Genomic DNA, 15,720 nt, shown 5'->3' with positions numbered 1-15,720 from the left:
CCTCGAGGTGCATCGTTGTCGGTCTCATGATGCTAGGCGCATCATCCGGCCACGTGGAACCGGCGTCCATCAGTGTCACCCATCGGACCACACGCTCCGTACCCGGGGATCCAGCCTCTCATCACCACAGAACGGAACATTCGGTACCATATACCCAGTGGGGGTATTGATCCTCACGGCGACCACGGGAGGACCGTATGACGACCACCGACGCCCGTCCAGAGACCGCCCACGGCCCGCACGGCTACGCCAAGGAGAAGGACGCCCACCTCAAACGGCTGCGGCGCATCGAGGGCCAGATCCGCGGCCTGCAGCGCATGGTCGAGGAGGACATCTACTGCATCGACATACTCACCCAGGTCTCGGCGTCCACCAAGGCCCTGCAGTCCTTCGCCCTCCAACTGCTGGAGGAGCACCTGCGCCACTGCGTGGCCCAGGCGGCCACCGAGGGCGGCGAGGAGATCGACGCCAAGGTGGAGGAGGCCACGGCCGCCATCGCCCGGCTGCTGCGCACCTGACGCCCGTTCCGTACCGCCCTGTCCGACCCCGTACCGCCCTGTCCGCTCCTTCCCGGATCCGGACGCCGGCGGCCGGTGGGCGGCCGCCGGATCACGGTCAGGGCCGCGGGCGGCCGCGGCCCTTGCGCTCGTGGTCCCGCCCGACCCGCAGCACCTCGTCGATGCGGGCGGGGCTGAGCCGGTCCTCGACCGCGGCCGACGCCGCGATCATCAACTCCCCGTAGAGCTCGATCTCGTCGAGGGCCACGTGGTCCTCGGTCAGCGGACCCCTGTTCTCGCCGGACACACGCACCACCTCCTCCGCCTCCCCTGCGACGCACCCGAACTCAAGAGTAGGAAGAAGCGCGCCCCCGCGCATGGCACGTCCGGGCCATTTCGCGCCACCGCTCCCGGCTACGCGCCGGCGCACCACCTACGGTGCGGCGATCCTCCCGGTGTAGATGTCCTCCGGCCGCGGCAGTTCGACCTCCACCGGCACGCCGAAGCCGTACAGCGACGTGGTGGAGACCACCGCGGCCTCCTCCCCCCGCCTCCCCGGGTCGCCCGCCGCCCGCGGGAAGGAGAAGCGGTGGCGGACCTTCCGCAGCCGCCCGCGCTCATCCACGTACGCGTCGAAGGCCACCGTCCGGTTCGAGAGCCCCTTCGCCGCCGCGGCCAACTGCCCGCGTGAGCGCGGCTCCGCCGCCTCGGCCGCCGCCGCGAGGTCCACGGTGCCCCGGTAGTGGCGCACCGTCTCCCCGTGCAGCCGCTCCTCCCCGTGGAACGACACCGACCGCGCGCCGCGCAGCAGTTCGGCGGCGCTGATCGGGTCCGTGGCGCCTCCCGTGACCAGGTTCCCGTCCGGGAGGGTCGCCGTGTCCACGCGCACCCACTTGCCGTCGGGCACGCCCGCGCCCCGGTTCCTCATGTACAGCGCGCCCGGTGTGACCAGCTCCACGACCCGGCGGCGCTCGCTCTCGCCGGTGGCCTCCCCCGGCAGCACCACCCTCAACCGCCCCGTACGTCTGCCGTAGTCGAAGACGCCCGTGCCCCGGATGGTCACCCGGGTGCCCCCGTTGGTCATCTCCACCGCCGTACGCGTCCGGGAGGTGCCCGCCCCGGCCAGCGCGTCGGCCGCCCCCCGGACGGCGGCCCGCGCCTCGGCGGCGCTCACGTCGGCGGCGGCGGCGGTTCCCCGCCCGGAGCAGCCCGCGGCCGCCAGCGCCGCCAGCACCGTCCCGGCGCAGATCGCACCGACCGCCGCGGCCCTGCCCTTCCGCCCCCGCTGCACCACCATCGTCTGACGACCCCCAAGCACGCGTATCGGAACCCGTTCCGACTAACGACGGCTCCGGGCCCCCGTCACGGCCGGTACCGTGGCCGTGTGCAGCAGGACAGCAGCCAGGTGGTGCCGCCCCAGCGGCAGGCACCACCGCAGGAGCATCTGATCTCGACCGTGGAGAAGGGCCCGTTCTGCAGCGCCGCCTGCAGTTGCGGGTGGCGCGGCCCCGCCCGGCGGGCCCGCGGACGCGCCCGCGCGGACGCCGCGGCCCACCAGGAGGCGTGAGGCCGCCGGGAGACGCGAGGCCGCCGGACAGGCGGCCCCGAAGACGGCGAACGGCCGCCGGGGCGTGCGCCCCGGCGGCCGTGGATCTCCTCGAGCGTCCCGAGCGCCCTCAGGCGACCAGGTCCCGGTCGTACGGCCGCCGCTCCGCGTCCGGCTCCCCGGCCCCCGGCTCCGGTCGCGGTTCCGGCGACGCGCTCACCAGCCGGCCGATCCGCGGCGAGGCCGCCATCGCGCGCAGCAGCGGAGTCAGCAGCGCCAGCGCCACCGGTGCCAGCAGCAGCGTCACGGCCGTGCCCAGCGCCAGGCCGCCGATCACGTCGGTGGGGTAGTGCACCCCCATGTAGACGCGGCAGAAACCCGCGAACACCGCCACCAGGATGCCGACCAGCCCCAGCCGCCGGTTGACCATGAAGATCCCCACGGCCAGCGCCATCGCCAGCGTCGCGTGATCGCTGACGAACGAGAAGTCCTCCTTCCCGTCCACCAGCACCTCCAGCCCGTCATGGGTCAGAAAGGGTCTGGGCCGCTCCACGAACTCCCGGATCGGTACGTTCACCAGCACCGCCACCCCGGCCGCCAGCGCCGCCCAGACCAGCCCGGCCACCGCCGAGACCGCGTCCGGGCGGCGCCGCGCCGTCCACCAGGCCCACAGGCCCAGCAGCCCCAGCGCCGCGATCGTGCCGTACTCGCCGACGTACTCCATGAGGTGGTCGGCCCAGCCGGGGGCTTCCCTGGCCAATCCGTTGATGTCGTGGAGCAGCTCGACGTCGGGGTTGTCCCATTCAGCCATCGCGATGCTGCCCTTCACTCTTCGCTGCCGACCCCCGTGGTAGCGGAATGCCCGTTCCGGACAAGGAAACGCCCTGCCCCGGCCGTACGTTCCGACCTCCACCGAACGATCACCCGGACGTTATCGGAGGGTGACCCGCACCCGCACCCGCGGCCCGGAGGCCGCGGCCGCACACCGTGTCACCGGGGCACCGGCCGCCCCGGGGTTCACGACGCCGTGGGCCTCGTCGCCCCGAAGTAGTCGGGGGAGTCGATGGGATCGAAACGGATCTCCGCGCCCGTGTACGGCGCGTCGATCATATAGCCACCGCCCACGTAGATCCCCACGTGGTGGATCGACCGCGAATCGTTCAGATCGTGCGCGAAGAAGACCAGATCACCCGGTAGCAGCTCGTTCCGCTCCGGGTGCGGGCCGGCGTTCCACTGGTCGTTGGCGACACGCGGCAGCTCGATGCCCACGCTCGCGTACGCCGCCTTCGTCAGGCCCGAGCAGTCGAACCGCCCGCCGTCCTCCGGCGTGCCGTCCCCGCCCCACAGGTACGGCGTCCCCAGCCTCTTCTGCGCGAAGTCGATCGCCCCGGCGGCCTGCCGCGTCGGAGACAGGCGCCCGGCGGGCGCCGCGAAGCTCTGCTCCAGCTTCCGGATGACCTTCACGTAGTTCTGCGTCTCGCGGTACGGCGGCACACCGCCGTACTTCAACACCGCGTACGGACCCGCGTTGTAGGCGGCCAGCATGTTGTCCGTCGGGTCGCCGGGCACCCCCCGGACGTCCTCCGCCAGCGTGCAGTCGTACTTCGCCGCCGACGGGATCGCGTCCGCCGGGTCCCACACGTCGCGGTCGCCGTCACCGTCGCCGTCGACGCCGTGGACCGCCCAGGTGCCCGGGATGAACTGGGCGATGCCCTGCGCCGCGGCGGGGCTCTGCGCCTTCGGGTTCCAGCCGCTCTCCTGGAAGAGCTGGGCGGCCAGCAGCGCCGGGTTGAGCGCCGGGCAGTAGTTGCCCCACTTCTGCACCAGGGGCCGGTACGCCGCCGGCACCGAGTTCTTCGCCAGCGCGACCGTGCCGCCCCGCCCGCCGAACAGGTTCGACGCGGCGCTGTACGTGCCCACCACGAGCAACGCCATCAGGCACATGACGAGCCCGATACCGGTCCCGATCGCCACCCACGCCTTCCGCACCCCTCAACCCTCCCCCATCCGAAAGGAGTTCACTGCCGATTCGGCCGCAACCGTGTCAGAATCCAAGTGAAGCGCAACTTTCGACAACCCTCACCGGGGCGGTGAACACAGCATGTTTCTGGCAGCCGAAAAGGGCGACATCACCACCATCATCGGCGGAATCGCCCCCGACTGGGGCCCGTTCGGATCCCTGGGCAACGAGGCCCGTGTGATGATCGAGGTCGTCATGGCCGTCGCCATCCTCCTCTGCCTCGGCATCGCCATCTGGGGCGCGGCCAAGCAGCGCATCGGCGCCACGGCGCTGCGCGACACCTTCAGCGCGGAGCAGGGCAAGGGCCTGATCGTGGCGGGCCTGACCGGGGTCTTCATCATCGGGTCCCTCGGCACGCTCTTCACGATCGTCTACGGCATGGCCGTGTAGCCGCACCGCCCCCGCCTCCCGTCCCCCTCCGACCTCCACCTCCCGGTGCCCGGCTCCCGGGTGCGCCCGCGTGCCCGGCGAGAGGCCCGGACCGTCCCGTACGCCGCCGGCCGGCGGTGCGCGCCCCGGCCGGCGGACGCCTGACGCCCCGTGAGAACCGTCACCCCGCGACGGCGGGCGGAACGGCCCCGCGGGACCGGACGTACCCGCCCACGGGCAGCGCACCGGCGGCAGACGGAGGCAGACGGCGCCCCCGCCGGCGCCGGCCCCGCCGCACCCGAGAGGCCGCCGCCGCCCGGCCGCTCCCCCCACCAGGAAAAAGAGCACCGCAGCGATGCACCAGCCCAGGATCCGCCCCCACCCCGGCCGGTTCCCCTCCTCCCCCGCCCGAACGCGACCGGAGGGCGCGAGGCGGCGCCACCGGGCCGAGTCCGGAGATCCACTGCTCACGGTGCGGAAGCGATCCTGCACACACCGGTCCCACAACCGCCGCGGCGGAGTTAACGTCATGGACAGGGCACGACGACAACCGGGCGGCGCCCGGGCGACCGAGAGGGCACGCGCACGATGAGCATCGGCGGCGATGGCGGGTACGGGGACGACGTCGTCGACGCGTACGACGAGCCCAGACGGCAGCCCGTCCGGGTGGGCCGCAGCATGGTGACGGTGGTGGGCGTCGTCGTCCTGCTGATCGCGGCCATCGCCTTCGCCAACAGGGGCGGCGGCGACGCCACGTCCGGTGGCGGCGGCGGGGAGGCGCGCGAGGACGCCCGGCCCACCGCCCCCACCGGCGAACGTCCCGTCACCGGGCAGTCGAACGGCGTGCCCTCGGGCTTCCCCCGCACCGAACAGGGCGCGCAGAGCGCCGCGGCCAACTACGCGGTGGCACTGGGCGGTACGGGCATGTTCGAGACCGAGCACCGGCACATGCTCGTCGACACCCTCTACACCCCCGAAGCCGCCGCACGCGTCAAGGAGGCGCAGGACAGGGCCTATTCGAAGGCCCTCTTCGAGCGCCTGGGTCTCACCCCGGAGGGCGAGGCCCCCGACGGCATGACCTTCGTCTCACGCACCGTCCCCGTCGGCACCAAGGTGACGGAGTACGAGGACGACGGCGCCACCGTCGAGGTCTGGTACACGGGCCTGATCGGCATGGCCGGCGAGGAGTCGACCATGCCCGTGACCACCACCTGGAAGACCTGGACCTTCCAGCTGCGGTGGGCCGGATCCGACTGGAGGATCGCGCAGGACTCCCAGGAGGACGGCCCCGCCCCCGTACCGGGCGACATCCGGGCCTCCACAGCCGAGGACATCAGCAAGGCCGTCGAGGAGTACGGAGGGTTCACCTATGCCCGTTGACCGAGCCGGCCGCCGCGCCCTGCCGCTCGCCGGGATCCTGGCGGGCCTGCAGGCCGCGGGGTTCTGGCTGGCCGCCCGCGCGGCAGCCGACGAGCCGACACCCCCGAGCCAGGACGCCTGCGAGGAACTCCGCAGCCCCGCCAGGGACCTTTGCGACACAGGCGATCCCGACGGCGCCGGCGGCTCCGGCACCGACCCCCTGTCCACCCTCGACCCCCTCGCCTCCCTCGCCCAGGGCTGCGCCGAGGCCGCCGCCTGGATCGTCGACAAGCTCTCCGAGGCCGTCGCCTCCACCGCCACCGTCGACTTCACCAACCCCGCGTTCCTGCGCCAGTACGCCGTCGTCTTCGCCGCCTCGACGATCCTCACCCTCGTGCTGTGGCTGCTGGCCGTCGCCAAGCGCGCCGTCCGCGGCATCCCCCTCACCGAGGCGCTCACCGAGGCCATCGGCTTCCTGTGGCTGACGGTCCTCGCCTCCGCCTTCACCCCCCTGATCCTCTACACCCTGGTCACCGCGACCGACGCCGTCACCGACGTGATCGCCGCGGGCACCGGATCCGACACCGACAAGTTCTTCGGCTCCTTCTCCGAGGCCCTCAAGAAGGGCGACGACATCGGCGGCGGTCCCATCATGCTGATCGTCGTCTCCCTCGTCTCCGTCCTCGCCGCCGGCGTCCTCTGGCTCGAACTCGTCATCCGCGCCGCCCTGCTGTACGTCGGCGCCCTGCTGGGCACGGTCGTCTACGCCGGGCTCGTCGACAAGAACCTGTGGGGCCATGTACGCCGCTGGGCGGGCATCATGATCGCGGTGATCCTCGTCAAGCCGGTCATCGTCATCGTCCTCGGCCTCGCCGGGGCGCTCGCCTCCGACGAGGGCCCGAACGCCTTCTCCGCGATCGTCTCCGGCCTGGCGATCATCCTGCTCGCCATCTTCGCCAGCGCCATGATCTACCGCTTCGTCCCCGGCTTCGGCGACGAGATCGTCCGCCAGCGCAACGCCAGCGCCGACCCCGCCTCCCGTACGGCCGCAGCCGTCGTCTCCTCGCCCGCAGCCATGCTCCGCCAGGGCATCACCACCCACAGCGCCCGCGGCGGCGCCGAGGGCGGCAGCGGCGGCGGGCAGTCCGGCGCCGCCGCCCGGCCCGCCAACCCGGTCTCCGGAGGGGTGGCCGCCCACGCCTCGCGCGGCGCCCAGACCTCCCGGCCCACCGCGCCGCCCCCGCCCCGCACGGGCAGCGGCGGCGGCACCACCAGCAATCGCACCGGAGGTGATCGCGGATGACGACCCCGTCCCACACCGTCGCTCCGCGCCGCACGTACATGATCGGGCGCGCCCGTCCCAACGCCATCGTCGGCAGGAACCGGGAGACGGGCGAGATCGCGCTGATCATCGCGGGCGCCTTCCTCGGCATGATGAGCGGGCTCCTGGTCCCCGTCCTGTCGCTGCGCATCGCCCTGCTGGTCGGCTTCCCGCTGATCGCCCTGGCCGCGGTGTACGTCCCCTACAACGGCCGGACGTACTACAAGTGGTTCGAGATCAACCGCAGTTACCGGCGCCTGCTGCGCCGCGGCACCACCTACCGCTCCACCGCCACCGAGGCCGGCACCCGGCTGGACGGCACCGAGGTGGACATCCCCGCACCCCCCGGCGTCGGCCGGGTCAACTGGCTGTCCGCTCCCTTCGGGCCCGACGAGATCGCCGTACTGCTCCACGCCGACCGCCGCACCGTCACCGCCGCCATCGAGATCGAGGGACCGGGCGTGGGCCTGCGCGACAGCGAGGACCAGGAGGCCCTCGTCGACCGCTTCGGCACCCTCCTCAAGCACGTGGCCAACGGCGACGGCTTCGTCACCCGCCTCCAGATGCTCGCCCGCACCCTTCCCGCCGACCCCGACGCCCACGCCAAGGACGTCGCGCAGCGCGGCGACGAGCGGGCCGCGCCCTGGCTGCGCGACTCCTACGAGCAGCTGCTGTCGATGGTCTCCACCTCCAGCGAGCAGCACCGGGCCTATCTGGTGGCCTGTATGCACTACACCCGCGACCTGGCCGCCGAGGCCGCCGCGATCGCCAAGGCCACCCGCGCCTCCACCGGCCGCCGCCTCACCCGTGACGAGGGCCTGGCCATCGTCATGGCCCGGGAGCTCACCGACATCTGCGCCCGCCTCACCGAGGCCGACATCCGGGTGCGGCAGCCGCTGGGCCAGTCCCGCATGGCGTCCCTGATCCACTCCATGTACGACCCGGACCACCCCATCGACCACATCCAGGCCATGAGCCGCCGCAACGCCTGGCCCGCCGAACTGGACGCCTCCGAGCCCACCTACCTCCAGGCCAAGACCCGCGAGTCCGCCACCCGCGCCCCCTGGTGCCACGCCACCGCCTGGGTCAAGGAGTGGCCGATGACGCCCGTGGGCGTCAACTTCCTCGCCCCGCTGCTGGTCCACACCCCCGACGTGATCCGCACCGTCGCCGTCTGCATGGACCTGGAGCCGACCGAGATCGCCATCGAGCGCATGCTGACGGAGAAGACCAACGACGCCGCCGAGGCCAGCCGCGCCGCCAAGATGAACCGCACCGTCGACCCGCGCGACGTGGCCGCCCACAGCCGCGTCGACCAGCGCGGCGAGGACCTCGCCTCCGGCGCCGCGGGCGTCAACCTCGTCGGCTACATCACCGTCTCGTCCCGCAACCCCGACGCCCTGGCACGTGACAAGCGCACGATCCGGGCATCGGCCGGAAAGAGCTACTTGAAGCTGGAGTGGTGCGACCGGGAGCATCACCGTGCGTTCGTGAACACCCTGCCGTTCGCGACCGGCATCCGCCGCTGAGGAGGCGCAACCACCATGGCCGCGTTCGATCCGCTGACCGCCGTCACCGACGCCTTCACCAGCTTCGTCTTCGGCAAGACCGAGACCACCCGCCTGCCCGTGCGCACCTCCACGGGCCAGGCCCAGGCCGTCTACCTGCCCACCGCCGCCCCCGGACTGGGCGACTCCGGGGTGATCATCGGCCGCGAGGTCTACAGCGGCAAGGGCTACATCTATGACCCCTTCCAGCTCTACGGCCAGCAACTCCCCGCCCCCCACTGGCTGGTGCTGGGCGAGTCCGGCAACGGCAAGTCGGCACTGGAGAAGACCTACATCCTGCGCCAGCTGCGCTTCCGCGACCGCCAGGTCGTCGTCCTGGACGCCCAGGGCGAGGACGGCGTCGGCGAGTGGAACCTGATCGCCGAGCAGATGGGCGTCACCCCCATCCGCCTGGACCCGATGGCCGCGCTCGACCAGGGCATCCGCCTCAACCCGCTGGACCCGTCCATCACCACCACCGGCCAGCTCGCCCTGCTGCGCACCATCATCGAGGTCGCCATGGGCCACGGCCTCGACGAGCGCGCCGGCTTCGCGCTGAAGGTCGCGCACTCCTACGTCAACGAGACCGTCACCGGACGCCAGCCCGTCCTCACCGACATAGTCGAGCAACTGCGCCACCCGGAGCCGGAGTCGGCCGAGGCGATGAACGTCGCACTGGAGGACGTCCGCGCCTGGGGCCTGGACGTGGCCCTCGTACTGGACCGCCTGGTCGACGGCGACCTGCGCGGCATGTTCGACGGCCCGACGACGGTGGGCATCGACCTCGACGCTCCCCTGATCGTCTTCGACCTCTCCCACATCGACCGCAACTCCATCGCCATGCCGATCCTGATGGCCATCGTCGGCGTCTGGCTGGAGCACACCTGGATCCGCCCCGACCGCAAGAAGCGGATCTTCCTGGTCGAGGAGGCGTGGCACATCATCAACAGCCCCTTCGTCGCCCAGCTCTTCCAGCGCCTGCTGAAGTTCGGCCGGCGCCTGGGCCTGTCGTTCGTCGCGGTCGTCCACCACCTGTCGGACGTCGTCGACGGAGCGGCGGCCAGGGAGGCGGCCGCCATCCTCAAGATGGCCTCCACCCGCACCATCTACGCCCAGAAGGCCGACGAGGCGCGAGCCACCGGAAAAGTGCTGGGACTGCCGCGCTGGGCCGTGGAGATCATCCCCACGCTCACCCCCGGCATCGCCGTCTGGGACGTCAACGGCAACGTCCAGGTCGTCAAGCACCTGGTCACCGAGGCCGAGCGCCCACTGGTCTTCACCGACCGCGCCATGACCGAATCCTCCGCGGACGGCTCCTCGACCCGCTCGCCCCTGCAGGACACCCTGGCCGACGACCTCGACGCCGAGACCGAGTCCCGGGCGGCCGCGATGGAGCGGCTCGCACGCGCCGACGAGACGGTGGCCTGACGGTGGCGCGGAGCCACGGCGGAGCACGCGGGGCACAGGGCGGCGGTACGGGCGCCCCGCCGGAGAGAGGCATCCCCGACGGGCTGCTGCTCGGCCTCATCGGCTTCCTGCTGGGCGTCACCACCCTGTGCTGGACGGCCGCCGGACTGGCCGGCCTCCTCGCCCACGGAGCGTGGCCGCGGGGCGTCGCCTTCGTCCGCACCCCGGCGGCCATGCGCTCACTCGTCTCCGAGCCGGGCGACCTGGCCGCCGCCTGGCCCGGGGCACAGGCCGAGACCCTGCCGGGGCCGGGCCTGTTCTGGGGAATCCTCATCGGCCAGGCGATGGTCCTGACGGTCCTGGGATTCCTCACCGCCGGCGCCGTGGCCCGCCGGCGTGCCCTGCGCGCGGCCCGGCGGGCTGCCCGGCAGGCGGCTCCGCACAAGGGCGCCCCGCCCGCGCCCCACGAAACGGCCGCGGCACCCCTCCCTGCCCACGGAGGGACCGAGGACCACGGAGCCGCACCGCCCGAGGCGACGGCCCTCACACCCCCGCAGGAGCCCGTACAGGCCCCCGCCGCCGTACGCGCCCATCCCGTCCCCGAGGCGTTCTCCGGCCCGCCCGCGGGCGCCGAGTACGGCGCTCTCCACACCCACCGGGCGGCCGACGCCCTGCGCGCCGCACCCGGAGCCGCACTCGTCGTGACCGCCGACCCCGCCCTGTGGGCGGAGACCGCCGGAGCCCGCGCCAAGCTCGGCCCCGTCCACGTCTACGACCCGGCACAGCTCACCGACGCCCCCGTACGGCTGCGCTGGTCGCCCCACCACGGCTGCGACGACCGCCGTACCGCCGCCGCACGGGCCGCGGCCCTGCTCGCCCCCGTGCGCAGCCCCGCACGCGCGGACGCGGCCGCCCACGACGCCGCCGAGACGCTCCTGGGCTGCTGGCTCCACGCCGCCGCCGTGGCCGGCGAGCCGTTCCGCCAGGTCCACCGCTGGGCCAACGCCGCGGCGGGCTCCTCCTCCGAGGCCGTCCGGATCCTGCGCACGCACCCCAAGGCGGCGTCCGGTGCGGCGGGCGAGCTGGAGGCGACCCTGATCGCCCACCCCGAGCGCCGGGACGCCGCCCTCCACATCGTCCGGAGCGCCCTCGCCTGCCTCTCCCAGCTCCACGTCCGCAACGCGTGTACGGCGCCCCGCACGGATTCGGCCGCGCTGGAATCCTTTGCGGCCGAATGGGGAACGCTCTATGTCGTGGGCGAAACCGTCGAGGACCCGCGCCGCGCCCCCGGCACGATGCCGCTCCTCACGGCTCTCACCGCGAGCGTGGTCGAGCACGGCCGCCGCATGGCCGCAGGGTCATCCGCCGGTCGGCTCGACCCACCACTCTCCCTGATACTCCACAACGTCGCGGCCGTCGCTCCCATCCCCCAGCTTCCCGACCTGCTGGTGAACGGCGAGCCGATGGGCATGCCGACCCTGGCGCTGCTGCGTTCGGAGGCCCAGGCACGCGTCTGGTGGCCGCAGCTCGGCGAAACCGGGCCACCGGCGCCCAGACCCACACCGTGACCACGACCTGGGGTCCCGCCGCGGCAGGTGTGCTTCGGCTGCCGTCCGGCCGGCTCGTCCGCGGCCGCGGGCTGCGCCGCCCGCTCCCCGAGGGGCCTACCCCCGCCTTCGCGCTGTACCTCCTGGGCAAGGAACCGCCCACCGTCCCCTGGGACTACCGCTGGGTCCGCTGGCCGGACTTCCGCCTGCCGCCGGACCGGACGGCGGCGGCCGCGGCCCTGAACGAGGCGTGGGAACGCGCGGAAACCGAACGCGTCGAGATCGCCTGCGGAGGCGGATACGGCCGTACCGGCACGGCGCTGGCCTGCCTCGCCGCACTGGACGGACTACCGGGTGACGAGGCCATAGCCCATGTCAGGAAGCACTACTCCCCGCGTGCCGTCGAAACGCCCTGGCAACGCCGCTTCGTCCGCCGCTTCCCGGCCTGACGCCGACACCGTCACGGCGTCACGGGGCCGCGGCGCCACACCGAAAGTCGAATTCCCCTCGGCATAGAACCGGCCACAACGTGAAAAAGCCTCGGTCTCCGAGTCGAAACTCGAAGACCGAGGCTGAACAATCGTTCGGCGGCGTCCTACTCTCCCACACGGTCCCCCATGCAGTACCATCGGCGCTGAAAGGCTTAGCTTCCGGGTTCGGAATGTAACCGGGCGTTTCCCTCACGCTGTGACCACCGAAACACCATGACACACACGCACCGCCGGCCAGACGGGTCGTGGTCTCAGAACCCACACAGTGGACGCGAACATCTACGGACAAGCCCTCGGCCTATTAGTACCAGTCAACTCCACCGGTCACCCGGCTTCCATCTCTGGCCTATCAACCCGGTCGTCTCCCGGGAGCCTTACCCCCTTCAAGGGGTGGGAGTCCTCATCTCGAAGCAGGCTTCCCGCTTAGATGCTTTCAGCGGTTATCCCTCCCGAACGTAGCCAACCAGCCATGCCCTTGGCAGAACAACTGGCACACCAGAGGTTCGTCCGTCCCGGTCCTCTCGTACTAGGGACAGCCCTTCTCAAGACTCCTACGCGCACAGCGGATAGGGACCGAACTGTCTCACGACGTTCTAAACCCAGCTCGCGTACCGCTTTAATGGGCGAACAGCCCAACCCTTGGGACCGACTCCAGCCCCAGGATGCGACGAGCCGACATCGAGGTGCCAAACCATCCCGTCGATATGGACTCTTGGGGAAGATCAGCCTGTTATCCCCGGGGTACCTTTTATCCGTTGAGCGACGGCGCTTCCACCAGCCACCGCCGGATCACTAGTCCCGACTTTCGTCCCTGCTCGACCCGTCAGTCTCACAGTCAAGCTCCCTTGTGCACTTACACTCACCACCTGATGACCAACCAGGCTGAGGGAACCTTTGGGCGCCTCCGTTACCCTTTGGGAGGCAACCGCCCCAGTTAAACTACCCACCAGACACTGTCCCCGATCCGGATCACGGACCCGGGTTAGACATCCAGCACGACCAGAGTGGTATTTCAACAACGCCTCCACACACACTGGCGTGCATGCTTCACCGGCTCCCACCTATCCTACACAAGCCGAACCGAACACCAATATCAAGCTGTAGTAAAGGTCCCGGGGTCTTTCCGTCCTGCTGCGCGAAACGAGCATCTTTACTCGTAGTGCAATTTCACCGGGCCTATGGTTGAGACAGTCGAGAAGTCGTTACGCCATTCGTGCAGGTCGGAACTTACCCGACAAGGAATTTCGCTACCTTAGGATGGTTATAGTTACCACCGCCGTTTACTGGCGCTTAAGTTCTCAGCTTCGCGGCGCCGAAGCACCACTAACCGGTCCCCTTAACGTTCCAGCACCGGGCAGGCGTCAGTCCGTATACCTCGCCTTACGGCTTCGCACGGACCTGTGTTTTTAGTAAACAGTCGCTTCTCGCTGGTCTCTGCGGCCACCCCCAGCTCACCGTGCAAGACGGATCACCAGGCGTGGCCCCCCTTCTCCCGAAGTTACGGGGGCATTTTGCCGAGTTCCTTAACCATAGTTCACCCGAACGCCTCGGTATTCTCTACCAGACCACCTGAGTCGGTTTAGGGTACGGGCCGCCGTGCAACTCGCTAGAGGCTTTTCTCGACAGCATAGGATCATCCACTTCACCACATCGGCTCGGCATCAGGTCTCAGGCTCTCGTGCCAGACGGATTTACCTACCTGGCGCCCTACACCCTTACCCCGGGACAACCACCGCCCGGGCTGGACTACCTTCCTGCGTCACCCCATCACTCACCTACTACCGGATCGGGCCGTCGGCTCCACCAGCACCGCACCCCGAAGGATGCGGGCGGCTTCACGGACTTAGCATCACCGGGCTCGGCCCTTGCGCTCCACAGCGGGTACCGGAATATCAACCGGTTATCCATCGACTACGCCTGTCGGCCTCGCCTTAGGCCCCGACTTACCCTGGGCAGATCAGCTTGACCCAGGAACCCTTGGTCAATCGGCGCAGGAGTTTCCCACTCCTGTATCGCTACTCATGCCTGCATTCTCACTCGTGAACCGTCCACCACTGCCTTCCGGCGCGGCTTCACCCGGCACACGACGCTCCCCTACCCACCCACACGGCCGTTGGGCCTTCCTGTGTGAGTGACACGACGTCGGCGGTGTGCTTGAGCCCCGCTACATTGTCGGCGCAGAATCACTTGACCAGTGAGCTATTACGCACTCTTTCAAGGATGGCTGCTTCTAAGCCAACCTCCTGGTTGTCTCTGCGACTCCACATCCTTTCCCACTTAGCACACGCTTGGGGGCCTTAGTCGATGCTCTGGGCTGTTTCCCTCTCGACCATGGAGCTTATCCCCCACAGTCTCACTGCCGCGCTCACACTTACCGGCATTCGGAGTTTGGCTAAGGTCAGTAACCCGGTAGGGCCCATCGCCTATCCAGTGCTCTACCTCCGGCAAGCAACACGCGACGCTGCACCTAAATGCATTTCGGGGAGAACCAGCTATCACGGAGTTTGATTGGCCTTTCACCCCTAACCACAGGTCATCCCCCAGGTTTTCAACCCTGGTGGGTTCGGGCCTCCACGACCTCTTACAGCCGCTTCACCCTGCCCATGGCTAGATCACTCCGCTTCGGGTCTTGGGCACGCTACTCAGTCGCCCTGTTCGGACTCGCTTTCGCTACGGCTTCCCCACACGGGTTAACCTCGCAACATACCGCAAACTCGCAGGCTCATTCTTCAAAAGGCACGCAGTCACGACACACCGGCAAGCCGGCGTGCGACGCTCCCACGGCTTGTAGGCACACGGTTTCAGGTACTATTTCACTCCGCTCCCGCGGTACTTTTCACCATTCCCTCACGGTACTCTCCGCTATCGGTCACCAGGGAATATTTAGGCTTAACGGGTGGTCCCGCCAGATTCACACGGGATTTCTCGGGCCCCGTGCTACTTGGGTGGTCCTCAAACGAGCCGCAGGAATTTCGGCTACGGGGGTCTTACCCTCTACGCCGGGCCTTTCGCATGCCCTTCGCCTATCCCTACGGTTTCTGACTCGTCCAGCCGCCGGCAGACGACTGCAGAGAACTCCCACAACCCCGACCACGCAACCCCTGCCGGGTCTCACACGTGACCGGTTTGGCCTCATCCGGTTTCGCTCGCCACTACTCCCGGAATCACGGTTGTTTTCTCTTCCTGCGGGTACTGAGATGTTTCACTTCCCCGCGTTCCCTCCACACTGCCTATGTGTTCAGCAGCGGGTGACAGCCCATGACGACTGCCGGGTTTCCCCATTCGGACACCCCCGGATCACAGCTCGGTTGACAGCTCCCCGGGGCCTATCGCGGCCTCCCACGTCCTTCATCGGTTCCTGGTGCCAAGGCATCCACCGTGCGCCCTTAAAAACTTGGCCTATAGATGCTCGCGTCCACTGTGCAGTTCTCAAACAACGACCAGCCACCCGCCACCCCCACCAGACGGTGGAGTACACCGGGGCCGGCACCGAAGACCCGGCCGGTGCGGCCGTGCCCTCAGACACCCAACAGCGCGCCCGACCGGCTCCCGGCCCCGCATCCGTTCCACACCCACCAGGGGCAGTACTGAGAGCGGACCCCGAAGGACCCGGCCG

Annotated in this window: 13 protein-coding genes and 2 rRNA genes; 9 read left to right on the top strand and 6 right to left on the bottom strand. The window is 70.1% G+C overall.

Features of this window, described 5'->3' with window-relative positions:
• Positions 1-197: 197 nt before the first annotated feature.
• A complete protein-coding gene (locus QPK52_RS14395; protein ID WP_093658663.1) occupies positions 198-518 on the top strand; it encodes a metal-sensitive transcriptional regulator in 321 nt (106 codons plus the stop codon).
• A 97-nt stretch (positions 519-615) separates the two neighbouring features.
• Here QPK52_RS14395 and QPK52_RS14390 read toward each other — a convergent pair whose 3' ends face one another.
• Positions 616-804, bottom strand: coding sequence for a hypothetical protein (locus tag QPK52_RS14390; protein WP_093658661.1), 189 nt, complete (start codon positions 802-804; stop codon positions 616-618).
• 126 nt (positions 805-930) lie between these two features.
• Positions 931-1,794, bottom strand: coding sequence for a hypothetical protein (locus QPK52_RS14385; RefSeq protein ID WP_410537878.1), 864 nt, complete (start codon positions 1,792-1,794; stop codon positions 931-933).
• A gap of 87 nt (positions 1,795-1,881) precedes the next feature.
• Here QPK52_RS14385 and QPK52_RS14380 point away from each other — a divergent pair, with 87 nt between their 5' ends.
• The gene (locus QPK52_RS14380) at positions 1,882-2,064 is read left to right on the top strand and encodes a hypothetical protein (protein WP_410537877.1); all 183 of its coding nucleotides are present in this window, start codon (positions 1,882-1,884) and stop codon (positions 2,062-2,064) included.
• 109 nt (positions 2,065-2,173) lie between these two features.
• On the opposite strand, the gene QPK52_RS14375 is transcribed toward QPK52_RS14380, so the two are convergent.
• Positions 2,174-2,854 carry a phosphatase PAP2 family protein gene (locus QPK52_RS14375; protein WP_410537876.1) on the bottom strand — a complete coding sequence of 227 codons (681 nt, stop codon included), beginning with the start codon at positions 2,852-2,854 and terminating at the stop codon, positions 2,174-2,176.
• Between the two features lie 206 nt (positions 2,855-3,060).
• Positions 3,061-3,987 (bottom strand): NlpC/P60 family protein, encoded by a 927-nt coding sequence (locus QPK52_RS14370; RefSeq protein ID WP_410540334.1) that lies wholly within the window; start codon positions 3,985-3,987, stop codon positions 3,061-3,063.
• Between the two features lie 157 nt (positions 3,988-4,144).
• Between QPK52_RS14370 and QPK52_RS14365 the strand changes: the two genes are divergently transcribed.
• The 7 genes from QPK52_RS14365 to QPK52_RS14335 all read left to right on the top strand — a co-directional run bounded on the left by QPK52_RS14365 (position 4,145) and on the right by QPK52_RS14335 (position 12,062).
• On the top strand, positions 4,145-4,453 hold the full coding sequence (locus tag QPK52_RS14365; RefSeq protein WP_093658653.1) for a hypothetical protein: 309 nt from the start codon (positions 4,145-4,147) through the stop codon (positions 4,451-4,453).
• 567 nt (positions 4,454-5,020) lie between these two features.
• Positions 5,021-5,812 carry a hypothetical protein gene (locus QPK52_RS14360; RefSeq protein WP_410537875.1) on the top strand — a complete coding sequence of 264 codons (792 nt, stop codon included), beginning with the start codon at positions 5,021-5,023 and terminating at the stop codon, positions 5,810-5,812.
• Positions 5,802-7,094: a hypothetical protein gene (locus QPK52_RS14355; RefSeq protein ID WP_410537874.1), complete on the top strand. Its 1,293-nt coding sequence runs from the start codon at positions 5,802-5,804 to the stop codon at positions 7,092-7,094. The genes QPK52_RS14360 and QPK52_RS14355 overlap by 11 nt, the downstream gene beginning before the upstream one ends.
• On the top strand, positions 7,091-8,641 hold the full coding sequence (locus tag QPK52_RS14350; protein ID WP_410537873.1) for an SCO6880 family protein: 1,551 nt from the start codon (positions 7,091-7,093) through the stop codon (positions 8,639-8,641). Before QPK52_RS14355 ends, QPK52_RS14350 begins: the two co-directional genes overlap by 4 nt.
• A 15-nt stretch (positions 8,642-8,656) precedes the next feature.
• Positions 8,657-10,087 (top strand): ATP-binding protein, encoded by a 1,431-nt coding sequence (locus QPK52_RS14345; protein ID WP_410537872.1) that lies wholly within the window; start codon positions 8,657-8,659, stop codon positions 10,085-10,087.
• A 2-nt stretch (positions 10,088-10,089) separates the two neighbouring features.
• Positions 10,090-11,634, top strand: a complete 1,545-nt coding sequence (locus QPK52_RS14340; RefSeq protein ID WP_410537871.1) for a type VI secretion protein — start codon at positions 10,090-10,092, stop codon at positions 11,632-11,634.
• Positions 11,631-12,062: a protein-tyrosine phosphatase family protein gene (locus QPK52_RS14335; RefSeq protein ID WP_410537870.1), complete on the top strand. Its 432-nt coding sequence runs from the start codon at positions 11,631-11,633 to the stop codon at positions 12,060-12,062. The genes QPK52_RS14340 and QPK52_RS14335 overlap by 4 nt, the downstream gene beginning before the upstream one ends.
• A gap of 133 nt (positions 12,063-12,195) precedes the next feature.
• Here QPK52_RS14335 and rrf read toward each other — a convergent pair.
• Both rrf and QPK52_RS14325 read right to left on the bottom strand, forming a co-directional pair.
• Positions 12,196-12,312 (bottom strand): 5S ribosomal RNA (rrf, locus tag QPK52_RS14330).
• Between the two features lie 73 nt (positions 12,313-12,385).
• Positions 12,386-15,504 (bottom strand): 23S ribosomal RNA (locus QPK52_RS14325).
• Between the last annotated feature and the right edge of the window lie 216 nt (positions 15,505-15,720).

This window comes from Streptomyces sp. KL2 (assembly GCF_046529545.1).
In the GTDB taxonomy this organism is placed as follows: domain Bacteria; phylum Actinomycetota; class Actinomycetes; order Streptomycetales; family Streptomycetaceae; genus Streptomyces; species Streptomyces radiopugnans.
The sequence above is the reverse complement of the archived record's forward strand: the minus strand, read 5'-3'. Positions and strand labels throughout refer to the sequence as shown.